The organism is Pseudomonas sp. GW821-FHT01A09 (assembly GCF_058986725.1).
This window is the reverse complement of the sequence record NZ_JBYSWB010000005.1, coordinates 146,537-164,454: the sequence shown is the minus strand read 5'-3', so window position 1 is coordinate 164,454 and position 17,918 is coordinate 146,537. Positions and strand designations below refer to the sequence as shown.

Sequence of the window (17,918 nt, the reverse complement as noted above, 5' to 3'; positions counted from 1 at the left end):
CAGGGACGATCGACCATGGCCATGAGGCCGCCGACAAGGAGGTGGAATGGTCTTGGGAAAACCCGCTTCGGCGGGTTTTTTATTGCCTGCCATTTGCCCCTGCGGTGGCCGACATCAGGCCCTCGGCCCTTGGCAGACGCCATCGTATAACCCCTGCGCGAGATCTTCTCGGCTCGCGTCCACCCTCGCCGTGGACAGCTCCCATCCCAACCTCACCAACTCGGTACGCTGACGCGCGATCTCATTGGCATCGTTGCCATGCTGGACCACCAACACCGCGATGCGCTGCCGGCAGGCGCGCAACTCGGCGTTGGTCTCGTCGAGCTCGGTGGCCAGCAACGCGCATTGCTGCTCGAGCATCTCCAGCGCGGTAGGAAATGGCCCGCAGTCAGGTTCGTGGTTCAGGAGGTCAGTGTCGGTCATAAGCATGTGCCAGCCAGGAGAGGTATCTAGGTCCAGCCGACAGGGTAATGCCAACCACTGTATGGATCAACAGTGATCGACGAAGTATTTATCCTGCGCCTCTGCGCAGGAGGCTAGGGACAACGTCACGGGAAAGCTGTACAGATCAGATTGGGGCCGCGTCCAGAAACAGCACCCCGCCATCAAATAATTCCCTTTCGAAACCTCGGGTTACGCCCTGTTCTCGCGCTGCAGCCCGACTCGTGCAGCTTGAATTTTGTACAACCCCTGTATAGACCACTGTATAAAAAGCGACGAATGGCAGGTTTTTGGCGTCAAGTTTTTACTCTAAACGGGGATAACCCAGTAACTCGCAAGCGCAGCTTGCACCTGCTACCTGGTTATGGACGCCCTTTATGACTCCCCTCCGTAAAGCCCCGCTCGCTGCTGTCATCGCCCCCGGTATCGTCGTGGCGCTCCTCGCCTTCGCTCTGCTTTGGACCCAGCTGGGCGGGGCTTTGTCCTGGCCGCTGGTGGCAGGCTGCAGCCTCCTGCCGAGCCTGACAGCCAGTTTCTATTCGTTGTGGCTGGTGCGTAATACCGAGCGCCAGGGCCAGGCCCGGTTGCAGGCATTGAGCGAATCCCACGCGCAATTGCACACACAGGCGCCACGCCCGGTGGCAGAAAACCTGTTTCAACAGGCCTTGCCCATCTGGGTGCGGCAGATCGATACGTCGCGGGAACAGACCGAACAGGCCATCAACGACCTGACCGCACGCTTCGTCGATATTTCCGGGCGACTGGATCACACCGTGCAAGCCTCCCAGGCCGCAGCCGGCAACGGCGCGCAGGGCGCTGGCGGGCTCAGCACCAGTGAAAGCGAGCTGTATCAGGTGGTGGAATCGCTGCGCATCGCCCAGCAGAGCCGCGACGAAATGCTCGGCGAGGTCAGCAACCTCACCGCCTACACCGGCGAGTTGCGGGCCATGGCGGCAGACGTGGCAGCGATCGCCGCACAGACCAACCTGCTGGCGCTCAATGCCGCCATCGAGGCCGCCCGCGCCGGGGAAGCCGGACGGGGTTTCGCGGTGGTGGCCGACGCCGTGCGCACCTTGTCGAGCCAGTCCAGCGAGACCGGCCAGAAGATGTCCGTCAAGGTCGACATCATCAACAACGCCATCACCCGCCTGGTCGAGGTCGCCGGCCAGAGCAGCGAGCGCAGCCATGACAGCGTCAGCGCCTCGCAGGACACCATTGAAAGCGTACTCGCGCGGTTCGGCGCCATCACCAGCCAACTGCGCGACTCCGCCGACGGCCTGCTCAATGAAAGCGCCGGCATCGGCGAAGAAATCAGCCAGGTGCTGGTCGCCCTGCAGTTCCAGGACCGCGTCAGCCAGATCCTCGCCCAGGTGCGCGACCGCATGAACGCCCTGCACGGCGAACTGCAACAGGCCGAACAGCGCGGCCAGCCGATGGCGCTGGACATCAACGCCTGGATGGCCGACATGGAGCGCGGCTACGCCATGCGCGAACAACGCCAGAATCATCACGGCAGCGCCGCCAAGGCCGCCGACGAACACGCAATCACATTTTTCTAAGGAGAGGACTGATGGCCAAGACCGTATTGGTAGTCGATGACTCGGCGAGCATTCGCCAGGTCGTGGGAATCGCGCTCAAGGGCGCGGGTTACGACGTGCTCGAAGCCTGCGATGGCAAGGACGCGCTGAACAAACTCACCGGGCAGAAAGTGCACTTGATGATCAGCGACGTGAACATGCCGAACATGGACGGCATCACCTTCGTCAAGGAGGTCAAGAAACTCGCCGCGTACAAGTTCACGCCGATCATCATGCTCACCACCGAATCCCAGGAAAGCCGCAAGCAGGAAGGCCAGGCCGCCGGCGCCCGGGCGTGGGTGGTCAAGCCGTTCCAGCCGGCGCAGATGATGGCCGCCGTGGCCAAGTTGATTCTGCCGTGATCACCGCCCACAGCCTCGAAGGCATCACCCACATGGCCGTGCAGGGCGAGATGACCATCTACAGCGCCGCCGAATTGGCCGCCCTGTGGCTGCCGTGGCTCACCGATGCGCAGCGCTGGCAGCTGGATCTGACCAACGTCGCGGAAATGGACGGCGCCGGCCTGCAATTGTTGCTGCTGGCCCAGCGCGAACTGAACGCGGCCGGGGCCAGCCTGCAGCTGGTGGCGCAGAGCCCGGCAGTGGAACAGGTGCTGACCCTGTGCCAGCTCAAGGCGCAATTCACCGTAGCGCATTAAGCCCCCACCGCCTCAAGGACACCCGGGCCTGACACGCCCTTTGACAGGACAGCCACCGTGAACATCGACCTCGAACAGGCCCTGCAGACCTTTATCGCCGAAGCGCGCGAACTGCTCCAGGACATGGAGCAATCCCTGCTGCAGCTCGAACACGCGCCCGAGGATGCCGACCAGCTGGCCAGCATTTTCCGCGCCGCGCACACCATCAAGGGCTCGGCCGGGCTGTTCGGGCTGGAGCCGATCGTCAGCTTCGCCCATGTGGTCGAAGACGTGCTGGACCGCCTGCGTGACGGTCAGGTGCAGGCCAACCGTGAACTGATCGCCCTGATGCTGGAGTGCAACGACCACCTGCTGGAACTGGTCGAGGTGGTCGCGGTGCAGCGTTCGACGCTCGGCGCGCAAAGCCTCGGCCATGAAACCCAGCTGCGAGAACGCCTCAACCGCTACCGCCAGGCCCAGGAACCAACCGAACCAAACGCCGCAACGCCCCAGGCAGCCTGGCACATCTCGGTACGCTTCGGTCCTGACATGCTGCGCAACGGCATGGACCCGCTGTCCTTCCTGCGTTACCTGGCCACCCTGGGCGAACTGCTGGGTGTGGTCACCTGCGCAGAACAACTGCCAGCCGCCGCGCAGATGGACGCCGAAAGCTGCTACCTGGGCTTCGAGATCAGGCTGCTCTCGGAGCAGGACGAAGCGACCCTCGCCGAAGCCTTCGAATTCGTGCGCGACGACTGTCGCCTGTTCATCTTAGCCCCCGATACCGGCGCTGCGCAGTATCGCCAGTGGCTGCAGGAGATGGGCGCCGAAGGTCCATGGCTGGCCGACGCGCTGGTGCGCTGCGGCACCCTCACGGCCGACGATCTGCTCGAGCCCTCGCCGGCTCCCGGCGCTGAACACCCCGCAGCGCCGAGCGGCCCGGACAAAGCCGCTGGCGAGGTGAAAAGCCAGCGCTTCATCCGCGTGCGCGCCGACCAACTGGAAACCCTGATCGACCTGGCCGGCGAGCTGATCACCGCCAGCGCCGGCGCCCAATTGCTGGCCCGCGAACAAGGCGACGAACACCTGAGCGAGGCCACCTCGGTGGTCGCCAGCCTGGTCGAGCAGTTGCTCGATGGCGCCCTGGCCATGCGCATGGTGCCCATCGGCGATACCTTCAATCGCTTCCAGCGCGTGGTACGGGACGTCAGTGAAGAGCTGGGCAAAGACATCGAACTGATCATCAGCGGCGCCGACACCGAGCTCGACAAGGCGTTGGTCGAACGCATCGGCGATCCCTTGATGCACCTGCTGCGCAACGCCATGGACCACGGCATCGAAGCCCCCCAGGTTCGAGTCGCGGCCGGCAAACCGGCCCGTGGCACCCTGCGCCTCAACGCTTTTCATGACTCGGGCAGTATCGTTCTGGAGCTGATCGATGATGGCGCAGGCCTAAATCGCCAGCGCATCCTCGCCAAGGCGCGCGACAAGGGCCTGATCGGCGCCGTGGAGCCCAGCGAGCGCGAGCTGCTCAATCTGATTTTCGAACCCGGCTTCTCGACCGCCGAAGCCGTCACCAACCTGTCCGGGCGTGGCGTCGGCATGGACGTGGTCAAGCGCAACATCACCAGCCTGCGCGGCAGCATCGACCTGTACAGCCAGCCGGGCCTGGGCACCACAGTGCGTATCCGTCTGCCGCTGACGCTGGCGATGATCAGCGGCCTGCTGGTGGAAGTGGCCAGCGGCGGCTTCGTGGTGCCGCTGGACGTGGTGCATGAATGCATCGAGCTGCCCCACGGGCAGCGCGACACCCTGCGCGAGCGGGGCCATATCGACCTGCGTGGTGAAGTCCTGCCGCTGGTGTTCCTGCGTGAACACCTGGCGCTGGACGGCGACTTGCCGCGCCGGGAAAACGTGGTGGTGGTCAAGGCCCAAGGCCAGAAAGCCGGCTTGGTGGTCGATCGTCTGATGGGCGAACACCAGACTGTCATCAAGCCGTTGGGGCCGCTGTTCGGCGGCCTGCGCGGCATCAGCGGGTCAAGCATCCTGGGCAACGGCAGCGTGGCGTTGATCCTTGATATTCCCGCCTTGCTCAAGACCCTGATCGAACAGCACAGCCAGCCTCGGCAGCGTTCGCTCGAACACTCGACTCTTACTCGCAACACCTTCTAGGCCGGGCTAGTCCCAAGGACGTTCATCATGCAATGGTTCTACAACCTGAAAATCTCCACCAAGCTGCTGACCTCGTTCATTGCCGTGCTGTCGCTCACGGTCATCATGGGCGCGTTCTCCATCATCGAGCTGGCCAAGGTCAACGACACCTCGACCGAGATGAAAGAAAACTGGATCCCGTCGATGCGCACGGCGTCCGGCATGCGTTTCTATATGGCGCAGTACCGCACCCGCGAAGCGCGGCACGTGCTGTCGGAGGACAAGGACAAAGCCAGCATCGAAACCCAGATAGGGCAATCGCACGCGGATACGCAAAAACGCCTGGAGCAGTACGGCGCTCTGATCAGCAGCCCCGAAGAACGCCAGCTCTACGATTCGGTCAGCGCCGACATGACCACCTACTACAACCTCAGCAAAACCTTGCTGGAGCTTTCCCGCCAGGATCAAGTGGAGCAGGCGCGGACATTGCTCAACGGCGAGTCCAAAGTGGTGTTCGACCGGATCTCCGACACCCTGGCGCGGCTGGTCCAGCTCAACGACGACGGCGCAGGCGCTGCCAGCGCCGAGGGTGACCGGGTGTACGCCAGTGCCCGCGTGGCCATCGTCAGCGTGCTGATCGTCGCGCTGCTGCTGGGCCTGTTCATGGCCTGGTTCGTGTCGCGGATCATTTCCCGTCCGCTCAAGCAGGCTGCGGAAATGGCCCAGCGCCTGGCCGACGGCGACCTCACCGCCCATCTCGACGTCACCAGCCGTGATGAAACCGGGCAGTTGGTCGGCGCCATGCAGAACATGGTCGGCAAGCTGTCGCGCATCATCGGCGAAGTGCGCCACGCCGCCGACGGCCTGGCCAGCGCTTCGGAAGAAGTCAGCGCCACCGCTCAGTCGATGAGCCAGGCCACCAGCGAGCAGGCCGCCAGCGTCGAGGAAACCAGCGCGTCGATCGAACAGATGAGCGCCAGCATCAACCAGAACACCGACAACGCCAAAGTCACCGACGGCATGGCCAGCAAGGCCGCGCGGGAAGCCGGCGAAGGCGGTAAATCGGTGGACCAGACCGTCGCCGCCATGAAGAAGATCGCCCAGCGCATCGGCATCATCGACGACATCGCCTACCAGACCAACCTGCTGGCCCTCAACGCCGCCATCGAAGCGGCCCGGGCCGGCGAGCATGGCAAGGGCTTTGCGGTGGTCGCCGCCGAAGTGCGCAAGCTGGCCGAACGCAGCCAGGTGGCCGCACAGGAGATCGGCGAGCTGTCCACCAGCAGCGTCGATCTGGCCGAACGCGCCGGTGCCCTGCTCGGCGAAATGGTGCCGTCGATCACCAAGACCTCCGACCTGGTCCAGGAAATCAGCGCCGCCTCCGAGGAGCAAGCGGCCGGTGTGGCGCAGATCAACATCGCCATGGTCCAGCTCAATCAAGTGACGCAACAGAATGCCTCGAGCAGTGAGGAACTGGCCGCCACCGCCGAAGAAATGAGCAGCCAGGCCGAGCAACTGCAGCGCGCCATGAGCTTCTTCACCCTGGAATCCGAAAACAGCGAGCCGGCGCCCATGGCCCGCCCACGCACTCAGGTCCAGCGCCCGGCCCCGGTCCGCGCCAAACCGCGGGCTGCGCAGCCGGCACTGGAACTCAACGAAGCCGAATTCACCCACTTCTGAGGGCGCGACCATGAGTACCGCCGAGAAAATCCCGGCCAGCGATAGCCAGGACAACCAGTACCTGACCTTCACCATAGGCGAGGAGCTGTTCGCCCTGGCGATCCCGGGCATCAAGGAAATCATCGAGTTCGGCCAGCTCACCGTGGTGCCGATGATGCCCGACTATGTGCGGGGCGTGATCAACCTGCGCGGCGCCGTGGTGCCGGTGGTCGACCTGGCGGCGCGCTTCGGCCAGCCGCGGTCGACCATCAGCCGACGCAGCTGCACGGTGATCATCGAAGTGCTGGCCGAAGATGGCGAACGCCAGGTATTCGGCCTGTTGGTGGATGCGGTGTCGGCCGTGCTGGACATTCCCGCCGAGGCCATCGAACCGCCGCCTAGCTTCGGTTCGCGCATCCGCACCGATTTCATCAGCGGCATGGCGCGCATCGATGGGCGTTTCGTGATCGCTCTGGACGTCGATCATGTGCTGAGCGTCGAGGACATGGCCGTGCTGTCCCACGTCAACGCAGACAGCGCCGCATGAACAGCGTCGCCCTGAAGGACAGGGAATTCCAACAGTTTCAGGCCTGGCTGCACGCCACCGCCGGCATCCATATGAGCTCGGCGAAAAAGGCCCTGGTGGCAGGGCGCTTGTCCAAGCGTCTGCGCCACCATGAACTGACCAGCTACGGCGATTACTTTCGTTTGATCAGCAGCCAGGAAGGCGCCGCCGAGTCGTTGATGGCGCTGGACATGCTGACCACCAACGAGACCTATTTTTTCCGCGAGCCCAAGCATTTCGATTTTTTGCGCGAACAGGTCCTGCCCCACGCCTCGACCACCCGGCCGCTGCGGATCTGGAGCGCCGCCTGCTCCAGCGGCGAAGAACCCTACAGCATCGCCATGACCCTGGCCGACGGCTTGGGCAATGGCCCTTGGGAGGTACTGGCCTCGGACATCAGCACCCAGGTGCTGGACAAGGCCCGCGCCGGCCACTACCCCATGGAGCGCGCGCGCAACCTGTCCCACGATTTGCTGAGCCGCCACTGCCTCAAGGGCATCGGGCGCCAGGCCGGGACGCTGCTGGTGGAGCGGCGTCTGCGCGAGCGCGTGCAGTTCAGCCGCATCAACCTCAACGAGCCGTTGCCGCGCCTGGGCGAATTCGACGTGATCATGCTGCGCAACGTGATGATCTACTTCGACATGGCCACCAAACGCCAAGTGGTGCAGCGCTTGCTGCCGCACCTGCGCCGCGGCGGGTACTTTGTGGTCAGCCATTCCGAGAGCCTCAACGGCGTGTGCGACAGCCTCGACGTCATCTCGCCTTCGATCTACCGCAAGCCATGATGAACCGGATCAAAGTCATGGTGGTCGACGATTCGGCGGTGGTGCGCCAGGTCATCCAGGGCATCCTCGAAGGCGAGCCGGACATCCAGGTGCTGGGCGCCGCCAGCGATCCGCTGTTCGCTCTGGACAAGATGAACAAGCAATGGCCTGACGTGATCATCCTCGACATCGAGATGCCACGCATGGACGGCCTGACGTTTTTGCGCAAACTGATGAGCGAGCGCCCCACGGCGGTGGTGATCTGCTCGTCACTGACCGAAAAGGGCACCGAAACCGCCCTGCAGGCCATGGCGGCGGGCGCGGTCGAGGTCATCACCAAACCGCGCAGCGGCCTCAAGGATTTTCTCCAGCAAGCGGCCGCCGAGCTGCTCAGCGCGGTGCGCGGTGCGGCCAAGGCCAACCTGCGCGTATTGCAGGCACGCCCGCGGCCTGCCGTGGCGCCGCCGCAGCGCTGCAGCGCCGACGTCATCCTGCCAGCCAGCGGCCAGGCGATGGCGCAGACCACCGAACGCGTGGTCGCCATCGGCACCTCCACCGGCGGCACCCAGGCGCTGGAGCAGGTGCTCACGCGCTTGCCGAGGGTGTGCCCGGGGCTGGTGATCGTCCAGCACATGCCGGAAAAATTCACCGCCTCGTTCGCCGAACGCCTGAACAGCCTGTGCGCCATCGAGGTCCGTGAAGCGCGCAACAACGACCGCGTGTTACCAGGCCTGGCCCTGATCGCCCCGGGCGGCAAGCACATGGTGCTCAAACGCAACGGCGCCTTCTATCACGTACAAGTGCTGGACGGCCCCCACGTCAATCGCCATCGTCCCTCGGTGGACGTGTTGTTTCGTTCGGTGGCGCGCTTCGCCGGCCGTAACGCCACGGGCATCATCATGACCGGCATGGGCGACGACGGCGCCCGCGGGCTGAAGGAGATGTGCGACGCCGGCGCCGAAACCTTCGCCCAGGACGAAGCCAGCTGCGTGGTGTTCGGCATGCCCCGCGAGGCGATCAAGCTGGGCGGCGTGAATCAGGTGGTGACGCTGGACGACATCGCCGCGCGGGTGCTGGATAACGGCAGGCGGCGCTGAGGCTTTGCGTTCAACCACAGGCGCTATAGCCAAAGGCTTACATGACGTGGCGGCGTTTGGCTCTGTTGCTGGCCCCAGCGCCGCAGTAATCTAGACCCATCAACAGCAACGCAGGCAGCGCTGCTGGATCAAGGACGATCGACCATGGCCCGGAGGGCCGCCGACAGGATGTTGGGATGGTCTTGGGAAACCCGCTTCGGCGGGTTTTTTATTGTCCGCGATTCATGCCTGGCGCTATGAGCGGTCCGCCAGCCACTGTTGCAGGCGGTGCTGCGATAGGGCCAGCCTTGCCAGCTTCAATCGCCATCGGTATGGTGCCGACGTCGCTGCTCATCAGTGGCCGGGCTTGGTAACCCGATTTCATATTCATCAGCGCTCAACGATTCGCTGGCCGTATTTTCGCGCCTGCAAATCGTGTCATGGCGGCTGTACGCGGGAGGCCTTGTGCCTGCCGGGTGGGTATGACCGGTTTACCAACCCGCGTACAGCTGTCACCTTTCGCTTGGTAACGAACGGCGACAGCTCCTTCTCAAAGAGGAAGCTCGATCATGCCCGATTCAAAAATTATGACTGCCCCCGGCCACACCTTCTGCCCCACCGGCGAAGCCCACCTCGAACGCTGCCTGTTCAACGTCACCCCTGACATCCCTATCGCCGACGCGATGGAAACCGTCTCCGCCCTGCTCAACGCCCTGCATGCCTCGCTGCACGACACCGCCATGGGCACCCGAACGATTTCCAGTGAAGACGCCTTCGCCATGGCTCACACGCTCAAGTCAGCCAAAGCGGTGGTCGATTCGCTGATGGGTGGGTTGGACGCTTGAGGCAACGGGCGAGATAGCAACGCTCACCTGCAATGGAAGCTTGCCCCAGTTTGCGTACCGGAAGCCGCCGACGCTCTGATACGCCAAATTTGATGGCAAGCTCTCGCGCCCATTCGGCGGCGACGTAACCGTAAGACTTGGGGCGGTTACCTCCACTCCACCTGCCTCTTTGACGCAGTCAGTGGAGTAGTCTACGTGAGCAACGTTGACGCGGATGTCATCCTTCGACATAATCATTGGCAACAACTAACCCTCATGACCGGTGTGGCTTGACCATCTGGTTCGAGGGGGAAAAAGCCGGCGCTAGCCGGTTTTTTCGTTTCTGGAGTACGAGAAATGCAAGGAATGCCTGAGCTTGAGCCTCTGCGCACTCGCATCTACATCGACGGATACAACTTCTATTATGGCTGTTTGCGTGGCACTCCCCACAAATGGCTAGATCTGCTCCCCCTCTTCGAAAAACACATCCTGCCATCGGCGCTAGTCAGCGATGCCGAGGGTTGTATCAGGAATTCAACCCTGCTGACCTCCCCTTCGATCAAATTCTTCACTGCAAAAATCATCGAATCCGTAGCTCGAGCCCGTGACTCAGTGTCATACCAAGCCCGATATCACACTGCATTGCGCAAACTGCATGGCAGTCGAATCGAGCTGATCGAAGGCTACTAAGCGGTCAACAAGATGAAGGTGAAGATAGTCGACGCCGAGTACCCCGACAGGCTCCCCCGCGATTGTCAGGAAATTCAAGCATGGAAAGTTGAGGAGAAGCAGAGTGATGTCAATCTCGCCCTGCATGCCTATCACGACGCGATTACCGGGCAGATTGACCATGCTGTGATCGTCACAAACGACACAGACATTGCGCCGGCCCTGCAAATGATCAGAGCCCATACCAATGTGGTGATCGGGGTGGTCGTGCCAACCACCGATCAATCACGGCGGCCGAATACTGACCTTGTGAAGCTCGCGCACTGGAGGCGAGAGTATGTCAACGCGAGCGAACTCGCAGCTTGCCAGCTCCCCCGCGTCATTCAGAGCAGAAAGCCGACCACCAAGCCTGAATCTTGGTACGGGCAACCTGAGCTGTTGCAGGAGATCCTGGAATTGGCAATTCCTGTGCGCGGGAGTAAGGCTGCAGCGTTTAATTGGATGGAAAAGCCCAATCCCTATTTGGACGATAAGCGACCCATTGAGCTCGCTGAATCCGTCGAAGGTGCGACTCGCGTACTGGAGTACATGAAAAGCTGGATTACGCAGCATGCACAGGCCCGCGTTTCGGATGAGCAGGACGAAAGCTGATCCGACAAGAACCGCTTATGCAGGGTGTTTTGCTAAATCTGCACGGAGATCGTGCCAGTTACTGCCATATCAATGGATACCTGCTTGAGCTGCGCAAGCGTATGCTCCTCATTCTTAGTCATTAGCTAATCAAGCACGAATTGCTTCATTGCTGCCATCATCGCGACGACCAAAACAGCTAGCCCAATCGCCGACGTCCATTGGCTGAAGGGCTTTCTGAAAACCAGGAGCCTTTAACGGGGTACTTCCCGAGGGTGAGGGCCTTCATCAAAGGCCAACCGATAGGGAAGCAAATCGCTTGGAAAACAAAGTCAGCCAGTACGCCTAATAGGTCACTCAAAGCCAGATCCCGCTGAATATTCAGCCACCAGACCTATCCCATTCTCTACCCAAGAACCAGTTGCTGGACTGTAAAGAAACAGAGTTAGCTGTATGAATTGATCACGATACCATGCGTCCCGTGTGCACCACTCAGGTGTACTACGTAGCTGGTCCACTTCACGATTTTCTTGCTGATAAATCCTTGTAGATTCAAGGACTTAAAGAATGGAGGCAACCCCACCAGCCACACCCCGGCACACAATGTTCCCGCTGTGGCTGCTTCCTTCCGGATCTGACCAGGTTCACGGGTAATCGTTGCGGGGGGACCGATGGGGTCACCATGACGCGCTGCTCACCTGGCGGCGAGCGGGGCCATTGTACCGGTCTGGCGAGAACTTACAACCTCTGATCGCAGAGAAATTTCCATGGCCTTCAGGCACTTGCCGCTTGCGTTGGGGAACCTTGGCGGGGGACCCTGTTTGCCCTTCAAAACAGTGCTTAAGGTGGTCGTTGTGCAGCTGGTCGATTATCTGGACCTGACACCCGAGTAACGTCAGCAACTGCTGGACATCGAGGTGACGCCCGAGCAGAGGGACTTCAGTGGCGATATCGCCAGCGCCCTGTATAGCCTCGTGGGCCTGCCGGAAGATGCGGTGCGCGGCTTTGCGCTATTGGTCGATGGCGTGCCGTTGGCGTTTCTGCTGGTCAAGCGCGGGCAGATGCTGGCGCCGTGGGCCCACGCGCAGGCGGCGACAGTGAATGCCTTGCAGGTGGATTATCGCCAGCAGAAGCGCGGGCTGGGGCGGGCGTGCCTGGCGGCGCTGCCGGTGGCGGTGGGCAGGGTCTGGCCGCAGGTGATACGGCTGGAACTCTCGGTGGATGCCGGCAATGAGGCGGCGCTGGGGTTGTATACGGCGATGGGCTGGGTCGACAGCGGGGAGGCGTATAAAGGCCGGGTCGGGTATGAGCGGCGGATGGTGTTGGGGTTGTGAGGCAGGGTGTCTGTGCGGTTTTTTTGGGGGCAAGCCCCCTCGCTACAGGGGGCGGCGGGAAGTGTGGTCAGACGTTGAGGACTTCGTCGGCGCGCCCGCCGGCGTCCTGGATCACCAGATGGATGAAGTGCAGCTTGGCGATCACCGCCGGCGGCAGCACGAACGGGTAGAAATCCGGCTGGCCCATGGAGCGTGACAGCTCGTTAAGCATGCCGGCCAGTTCGATCCAGGCGTTGACGAACGCCAGAAACGCCGGGCCGCTCTTGTGCTCGGGGTCGTAGAGGGTCTCCAGCGGGAACGGCTGGTAGTCCAGGTCCATCTGCTTGGCACTCATGCCGAAGCCCAGGGCGGTGTCCACCGCATCCATCATGTGCAAGTAGTGCGCCCAGGTCTCGGCCCAGTCTTCCCAGGGGTGCATGGTGGCGTAGGCGCTCACGGTATGTGCTTGCCAGTCCAGCGGCGCCCCCTGATCGTAGTGGCGTTGCAGCGCGTCGGCGTAGCTGGCCTGCTCATCGCCGAACAGACTGCGGAAATCCTCCAGCCACTTGCTGTCGGCGATCAGGCGGTCCCAGTAATAGTGGCCGACTTCGTGGCGGAAGTGCCCAAGCAGCGTGCGGTAAGGCTCGCGCATCTGCAGGCGGACCTTCTCGCGGTGGGCGTCGTCGGCCTCCTTGATGTCCAGGGTGATCAGGCCGTCGGCATGGCCGGTGGTCGGCGCCACGCCACTGAGGTCGACGCCGACGAAATCGAACGCCAGCCCGGTGGCCTCGTCCTGGCTCTTGGGGATCACCGCCAAGCCGAGGTCCAGCAACTGCGCGACCAGGCGGCGCTTGGCGGTTTCGACTTTGCACCAGTAGCCGGGGTTTTCCGGGATCGACAGATCGGGAATGGTGCGGTTGAGCGCACAGGCGATGCACAGATCGCCCGTGTCGTTCAGCGGGATCAGCCAGTTGCAGGCCGCTGGGGTATCGAGGTTGGCGCATCGGCGGAACAGCCCGGCCTGCTCTTCGGCATCCAGGCTCCAGGTGCCCAGTTCAGGCCCGGCCGACAGCGACGACAGCATGCCGCGATGGGGCCAATAGCCCAACGCCGCCTGGCAGGCCAGGCACTGACTGTTACGAAAGAAGATCGACTGCCCGCACTGGCACTCCCAGACCTTGCTGTGACGGCGTTCTTTCTGGATGAAGGGGGCGGCGATTCTGGTGCTCAATTGCTCGAAAAAACGGTACATGACGCTCTCCTGGATGACCTGCCTGAGACTAGATCATGGCCACGAGAGAAAGGTTTCATCGAGGGGCCTAATGGCGTGGAGCGCCCGGCATGCGGTGGCTGCCGGGCGCTGACCATCACGGCGTGCTGGCCTGCTGCTGGACCGATATCGGCGCCTCGACATCGGCGGGCGGTACAACGGGCTGCGACTGCACGGTTTCATCCACGGGCTGCAATTGCGCGGGCATGGCGGGCGCTACCGGGACAACGGGAGTCGAGTTAGCAGGGGCGGCGGACGCAGCAGTGGCCGCTACCGCCTCGGCATGGGCATCGGCAGGCACCGCCGCCACTGAAGCCGCAGGGCTCACTGGCGTTGCCGGCACCACCGGCGCCGCTGCCGGGGCAGGCGCTATCGACCCCGGTACCACGGCAGGCGCCGGCACTGCAGGCGCCGCTTGCGCACCGGGCTTCTGCTCGGCGGGCTGCTCAGGCACGCCCAACTCGTCCTTGGATTTCACCTCGACGGTGGCCTTGGGTTTGGCGTCCTTGGGCAGGAAGTTTTCGACCAGGGCGAAATAACGGTCATAGAATTTGTCCGAGGTCACGGTTTCGCTGGCCACCTTGACCATCGAATCGTCCGTGGAACCGATCGGCATCGACACCGAACCCAGCACGCCGACCCCAAGGCTGGCCGAGTTGTTGGTCTTCTTCAGCGCATAACGGTCCTGCAGGGCGTTGGCGAACATGGTCGCGCCGTGCCCGCCATCGGTGGCGCAGACCACATTGAAGCTGATTTCCATGTGGGTATCGCCAGTCTGCTGAAAGCTCTTGTGGCCACTGACCAGCTTGGGATCGCTGCTGGTGATCATGTAGCCCTGGCTCAGCAACGCGCGGCGCGCGGCTTCGCAGGAGGCGACGTCGGTCACCGGATAGGTGCGGGAAAAGGTCCCCGACTCGTCGAAGTTTTCATGATCATAAATGGCGGGCTTGTTGCTGGAGCAGCCGGCCAGGCTGGCCAGCACAGCCGCCAGCGCCACCGCAGCGCGGGGCATACCGAAGCCTGTGAATCTGGACATTGCGAATCCCGAAAAAAGTCAGCGCCTATTGTGCCTCACAACACCGCAGTCGCGCCCATGAATTAGCGTGTGGGCAATGACACACGAGGCAACACCCTACTCGCCCCTGCCCTGCTCGCCAACCACCTGTCGCGCTACAAGCCCTCTTCGCAGATGAAATCGATGAACGCGCGCAATTTCGGGGTCAAAAAGCGACTCGACGGCCAGACCACCTGCATCTGCAGGGTACGCTCCAGTTGCGGCGCCATGATCGAGCGCAAGCGTCCATCCTCGAGGTCCTTGCGCACGGCGAACTCCGGCACGCAGGCCAGCCCCTGGCCCATCCGCGCGGCATGGATGAGCATCTCGATGTTATTGCAGACCAGCGTGACGGGAATCTTCGGCTCCGCCGTTGCCGCTACATCGCGAAACGGCCAGCGCTCCAGCTTGCCGCTGAACGCCAGCTTGTAATGCAGGCAATGGTGTTCGGCCAGTTGCTCGAGGCTGCTCGGCACGCCGAAACGCTCGAAGTACGCCGGGGCGCCGATGATATGAAAGGCGAAGTCGCCCAGACGCCGCGCCATCAGCCGCGAATCGTTGAGCACGCCGGTACGGATCACTGCATCGAAACCCTCCTCGATCACGTCCACCAGGCGGTCGGTGAACTCCAGGTCGAGCTGGATTTCCGGAAAGCGCTCCATGAACCGCGCCAGTTGCACGAACATCACGTTGCCGACCTGCGGCATGCTCACGCGCAACCGCCCTTTGGGCGACTCGGAGGTCATGAACAGCTCCTGCTCGGCGGCCTCCAGCTCGTTGAGGATGCGCCGGCAACGCTCCAGAAACATTGCGCCTTCGGCGGTCAGATTGATGCTGCGGGTGTTGCGGTGAAACAGCCGCGCGCCAAGCTTGTGCTCCATGCGCGCGATGCTTTTGCCGACTGCCGAGGCCGAAACCCCCAGCGCCCGACCCGTTGCCACGAAACTGCGGCTCTCCGCAACCTGCACGAACACGGTAATGCCATTGAGCTTGTCCATTGCGGGCTCCTAGATTGCGGACACAAACATCCGTTTAGATCGGAATTGTAACCTCTGTTTCTACGATTGCCCCCCCCGCTAACATCGCTTTATCAAAATTGTTTCAAATGGATTCTAAATGTCCGTCAATGTCCCGCTTCGTACGGTGCACGACTACGACCTGCTCAGCGCCGGCGCCATCGGCTGCCGCGTCGATGCAGCGCTCGAGTCGGCACTGCGCAGCGGGCATCTCGTGGGCGGGCAAGTGCGCATCGCCCTGGACGGACAGCTCATCTACCAGCGCGACATCGGGGTACTCGACCCTGCCCATCGCACGCCCGTCACCGCCAACTCGGTCTTGCGCCTGTCCTGCCTGTCGCGCCTGCTGGTCTCGGTAGCGGCTCTGGCCCTGGTCGAAAACGGTCGCTTGAGCCTCGACGAGGACATTCGCTGCTGGCTGCCGGACTTCACGCCGCTGCTGGTCGATGGCAGCCTCGCAGTCATCACCGTGCGGCAACTGCTCAGCCACTGCGCCGGTTTCCCCCGCCGTCTTCCCGCTGCCGCTGCCTCTGCTATGGCGTATCAGGATGCCAGCGTCGCCGACGACGCCCAACTGCCCATCACCCTGCGCCAGCTCGGCATGACTGCGCTGCGCTACCGCCCCGGCAGCGCCTGGGGGTACTCGATGGCCAGTGACGTGCTGGGCGCCGTGATCGCTCAGTTCGCCAACGGTTCGCTCGAAGCGGCGCTGCAACGCTATGTCATCGGCCCGTTGCGGCTGCGCAGCACCGGTTACGCCTTGGCCGATCAACCCCGGCCAGGGCCGGTATTCGTCAACGGCCAGCCGGTGCATCCGCTCAAGGATGGCCTGATGAGCACCGCCGACGACTATCTGCTGCTGCTCGAAGCCCTGCGCCAGGGTGGCGGTGTGCTGCTGTCCAAAGTGATGATCGGCGAAATGGCGGCGATCCAGACCGGCGACCTGCAATTGCAGGGCTGGCCCGGCCGCGGTTTCGGCCTGGGCTTCACGGTGCTGCGCGATCCGCTGGCCGCCGACAGCCCGGAATCGATCGGCACCTGGCGCCTGCACAGCGCTTGCGGCCACTCATGGTTCGTCGATCCGCTCAAGCACCTGAGCGGGGTCGCCCTCACCAACACAGCTGGAAACACAACGGACTCGGCTCTGGCCGTGCTCCTGCGCAACGCGGTCTACGGGGTGTGAGATAGCGCTCGCTCCACCCGTAACCGAGCAACCTCTCCATGACTTCTACCCTTCCGCCCACCGGCGTCGGACGAACTGCGCCCGCCGCCCACGAACCGGGCATGTTCGACTGGGAAAATCTGCGCCACTACCTGGCCTTTGCCCGTACCCACTCACTGAACGGCGCCGCCCGCGAGTTGGGCGTCGAACACGCCACCGTCGCCCGTCGCATCGCCGCCCTCGAACAGGCGCTCAACTTCAAGCTGCTCGACCGCCGCCAGCGCCAGTACCAACTCACCGCCTTTGGCCGGCGCGTCGCCGAAATCGGCCAGCGCATGCATCAGGAAGCCCAGGCCATCCGTAGAATCGCCCGCTCGCAAACCCAGCGCTTCGTGCCGCTGTCGATCAGCGCTCCAGCGCCCCTGGCATCGGCGTTCATCGCCCCGCACCTGGGCCATCTGCGACGGCAACAGCCGGCGATCGACGTCAGCCTGTTGCTACCCGATGACATCGGGCAGGATCAGGCCAACGCCAAAACGTCGGAACCCGACCTGCTGATCAGCCTGCGCCGCCCGGCCCAGACCGACATGGTGGTGCGCCGCCTGGCGAGCCTGTCCTACGGTCTGTACGCGGCGCCGGGCTACACCCACGCACGGCTGCCCGAGCAGTACGACTACATCGTCTACGACCAGACCATGAACGCCTCGCCCCAGCACGACTGGTTGCATGAGGTGGTCGGCGAACGGCCGATCGTGTTGCGCGCCCGCAGCCCGGAAGTCCGCGCCGCGGCGGCGCGCAGTGGCCTGGGCGTGGCGCTGCTGCCGGACTACCTGGCCCGTCAGGACCCGCTCCTGCAGCGCCTTGAATGCGCCGCTCCGGCGCTGATCGTGGATATCTGGCTCGGCGTCCACGTCGAACTGCGCAAGGACCCTTCGGTGCGCGCCGTCATGGACTTTCTGATCGATTGCTTCCCGGCCGGCGACAGCCTCTAGGCGACACCCCGCCAAAGGCGCGGCTCGGGCTTATTCGATAGCGCCTATCGAACACGCCAGCGCCCCGCCCCCGCAAGGGGAATTTTCTCCTGCCCCTGGCAATTTTTTGGGAATTTAC

General features: G+C 63.2%; 16 protein-coding genes, 1 other RNA gene and 1 pseudogene. 13 read left to right on the top strand and 5 right to left on the bottom strand.

Features of this window, described 5'->3' with window-relative positions; genetic code table 11:
• Positions 1–114 precede the first annotated feature (114 nt).
• Positions 115–423 (bottom strand): hypothetical protein, encoded by a 309-nt coding sequence (locus AC3WJP_RS08465; protein ID WP_493721029.1) that lies wholly within the window; start codon positions 421–423, stop codon positions 115–117.
• Between the two features lie 395 nt (positions 424–818).
• Here AC3WJP_RS08465 and AC3WJP_RS08460 point away from each other — a divergent pair, with 395 nt between their 5' ends.
• The 10 genes and pseudogenes from AC3WJP_RS08460 to AC3WJP_RS08415 all read left to right on the top strand — a co-directional run bounded on the left by AC3WJP_RS08460 (position 819) and on the right by AC3WJP_RS08415 (position 11,014).
• Positions 819–2,000, top strand: a complete 1,182-nt coding sequence (locus AC3WJP_RS08460; protein WP_493721028.1) for a methyl-accepting chemotaxis protein — start codon at positions 819–821, stop codon at positions 1,998–2,000.
• 11 nt (positions 2,001–2,011) lie between these two features.
• The gene (locus AC3WJP_RS08455; RefSeq protein WP_493721027.1) at positions 2,012–2,380 is read left to right on the top strand and encodes a response regulator; all 369 of its coding nucleotides are present in this window, start codon (positions 2,012–2,014) and stop codon (positions 2,378–2,380) included.
• Positions 2,377–2,676, top strand: a complete 300-nt coding sequence (locus AC3WJP_RS08450) for an STAS domain-containing protein (protein ID WP_493721026.1) — start codon at positions 2,377–2,379, stop codon at positions 2,674–2,676. The genes AC3WJP_RS08455 and AC3WJP_RS08450 overlap by 4 nt, the downstream gene beginning before the upstream one ends.
• Positions 2,677–2,733: 57 nt before the next feature.
• Positions 2,734–4,827, top strand: a complete 2,094-nt coding sequence (locus tag AC3WJP_RS08445) for a chemotaxis protein CheA (RefSeq protein WP_493721025.1) — start codon at positions 2,734–2,736, stop codon at positions 4,825–4,827.
• A 27-nt stretch (positions 4,828–4,854) separates the two neighbouring features.
• A complete protein-coding gene (locus tag AC3WJP_RS08440; RefSeq protein ID WP_493721024.1) occupies positions 4,855–6,486 on the top strand; it encodes a methyl-accepting chemotaxis protein in 1,632 nt (543 codons plus the stop codon).
• Between the two features lie 10 nt (positions 6,487–6,496).
• Positions 6,497–7,012 carry a chemotaxis protein CheW gene (locus AC3WJP_RS08435; protein ID WP_493721023.1) on the top strand — a complete coding sequence of 172 codons (516 nt, stop codon included), beginning with the start codon at positions 6,497–6,499 and terminating at the stop codon, positions 7,010–7,012.
• Positions 7,009–7,815, top strand: a complete 807-nt coding sequence (locus AC3WJP_RS08430; protein ID WP_493721022.1) for a CheR family methyltransferase — start codon at positions 7,009–7,011, stop codon at positions 7,813–7,815. Before AC3WJP_RS08435 ends, AC3WJP_RS08430 begins: the two co-directional genes overlap by 4 nt.
• Positions 7,812–8,891: a protein-glutamate methylesterase/protein-glutamine glutaminase gene (locus AC3WJP_RS08425; RefSeq protein ID WP_493721021.1), complete on the top strand. Its 1,080-nt coding sequence runs from the start codon at positions 7,812–7,814 to the stop codon at positions 8,889–8,891. Before AC3WJP_RS08430 ends, AC3WJP_RS08425 begins: the two co-directional genes overlap by 4 nt.
• 548 nt (positions 8,892–9,439) lie before the next feature.
• Complete coding sequence (locus AC3WJP_RS08420; RefSeq protein ID WP_493721020.1) at positions 9,440–9,715, top strand: DUF3077 domain-containing protein; 276 nt, start codon at positions 9,440–9,442, stop codon at positions 9,713–9,715.
• A gap of 336 nt (positions 9,716–10,051) precedes the next feature.
• A pseudogene (locus tag AC3WJP_RS08415) lies at positions 10,052–11,014 on the top strand (antitoxin Xre/MbcA/ParS toxin-binding domain-containing protein).
• Between the two features lie 556 nt (positions 11,015–11,570).
• Here the strand turns inward: AC3WJP_RS08415 and ffs are convergent.
• An RNA gene (gene ffs, locus AC3WJP_RS08410) (signal recognition particle sRNA small type) lies at positions 11,571–11,667 on the bottom strand.
• 243 nt (positions 11,668–11,910) lie between these two features.
• On the opposite strand from ffs, the gene AC3WJP_RS08405 reads away from it, so the two are divergent.
• On the top strand, positions 11,911–12,327 hold the full coding sequence (locus AC3WJP_RS08405) for a GNAT family N-acetyltransferase (RefSeq protein WP_493721019.1): 417 nt from the start codon (positions 11,911–11,913) through the stop codon (positions 12,325–12,327).
• Positions 12,328–12,394: 67 nt separating this feature from the next.
• On the opposite strand, the gene AC3WJP_RS08400 is transcribed toward AC3WJP_RS08405, so the two are convergent.
• The 3 genes from AC3WJP_RS08400 to AC3WJP_RS08390 form a co-directional block, all read right to left on the bottom strand.
• On the bottom strand, positions 12,395–13,558 hold the full coding sequence (locus AC3WJP_RS08400) for a zinc-binding metallopeptidase family protein (protein WP_493721018.1): 1,164 nt from the start codon (positions 13,556–13,558) through the stop codon (positions 12,395–12,397).
• A 115-nt stretch (positions 13,559–13,673) separates the two neighbouring features.
• Entirely contained in the window at positions 13,674–14,612 is a 939-nt protein-coding gene (locus tag AC3WJP_RS08395; protein WP_493721017.1) for a DUF2242 domain-containing protein, read from the bottom strand.
• Between the two features lie 134 nt (positions 14,613–14,746).
• Positions 14,747–15,628 carry a LysR family transcriptional regulator gene (locus AC3WJP_RS08390; protein ID WP_493721016.1) on the bottom strand — a complete coding sequence of 294 codons (882 nt, stop codon included), beginning with the start codon at positions 15,626–15,628 and terminating at the stop codon, positions 14,747–14,749.
• Between the two features lie 118 nt (positions 15,629–15,746).
• Here AC3WJP_RS08390 and AC3WJP_RS08385 point away from each other — a divergent pair, with 118 nt between their 5' ends.
• Complete coding sequence (locus tag AC3WJP_RS08385) at positions 15,747–16,829, top strand: serine hydrolase domain-containing protein (RefSeq protein ID WP_493721015.1); 1,083 nt, start codon at positions 15,747–15,749, stop codon at positions 16,827–16,829.
• Between the two features lie 38 nt (positions 16,830–16,867).
• Positions 16,868–17,800, top strand: a complete 933-nt coding sequence (locus tag AC3WJP_RS08380) for a LysR family transcriptional regulator (protein ID WP_493721014.1) — start codon at positions 16,868–16,870, stop codon at positions 17,798–17,800.
• The last annotated feature ends 118 nt before the right edge of the window (positions 17,801–17,918 follow it).

Coding starts and splice junctions, on each gene's coding strand:
- AC3WJP_RS08465 (WP_493721029.1), bottom strand. CDS start 423: ATGACCGACACTGACCTCCTGAACCACGAACCTGACTGCGGGCCATTT.
- AC3WJP_RS08430 (WP_493721022.1), top strand. CDS start 7,009: ATGAACAGCGTCGCCCTGAAGGACAGGGAATTCCAACAGTTTCAGGCC.
- AC3WJP_RS08425 (WP_493721021.1), top strand. CDS start 7,812: ATGATGAACCGGATCAAAGTCATGGTGGTCGACGATTCGGCGGTGGTG.
- AC3WJP_RS08390 (WP_493721016.1), bottom strand. CDS start 15,628: ATGGACAAGCTCAATGGCATTACCGTGTTCGTGCAGGTTGCGGAGAGC.
- AC3WJP_RS08395 (WP_493721017.1), bottom strand. CDS start 14,612: ATGTCCAGATTCACAGGCTTCGGTATGCCCCGCGCTGCGGTGGCGCTG.
- AC3WJP_RS08380 (WP_493721014.1), top strand. CDS start 16,868: ATGACTTCTACCCTTCCGCCCACCGGCGTCGGACGAACTGCGCCCGCC.
- AC3WJP_RS08455 (WP_493721027.1), top strand. CDS start 2,012: ATGGCCAAGACCGTATTGGTAGTCGATGACTCGGCGAGCATTCGCCAG.
- AC3WJP_RS08400 (WP_493721018.1), bottom strand. CDS start 13,558: ATGTACCGTTTTTTCGAGCAATTGAGCACCAGAATCGCCGCCCCCTTC.
- AC3WJP_RS08460 (WP_493721028.1), top strand. CDS start 819: ATGACTCCCCTCCGTAAAGCCCCGCTCGCTGCTGTCATCGCCCCCGGT.
- AC3WJP_RS08435 (WP_493721023.1), top strand. CDS start 6,497: ATGAGTACCGCCGAGAAAATCCCGGCCAGCGATAGCCAGGACAACCAG.
- AC3WJP_RS08420 (WP_493721020.1), top strand. CDS start 9,440: ATGCCCGATTCAAAAATTATGACTGCCCCCGGCCACACCTTCTGCCCC.
- AC3WJP_RS08385 (WP_493721015.1), top strand. CDS start 15,747: ATGTCCGTCAATGTCCCGCTTCGTACGGTGCACGACTACGACCTGCTC.
- AC3WJP_RS08440 (WP_493721024.1), top strand. CDS start 4,855: ATGCAATGGTTCTACAACCTGAAAATCTCCACCAAGCTGCTGACCTCG.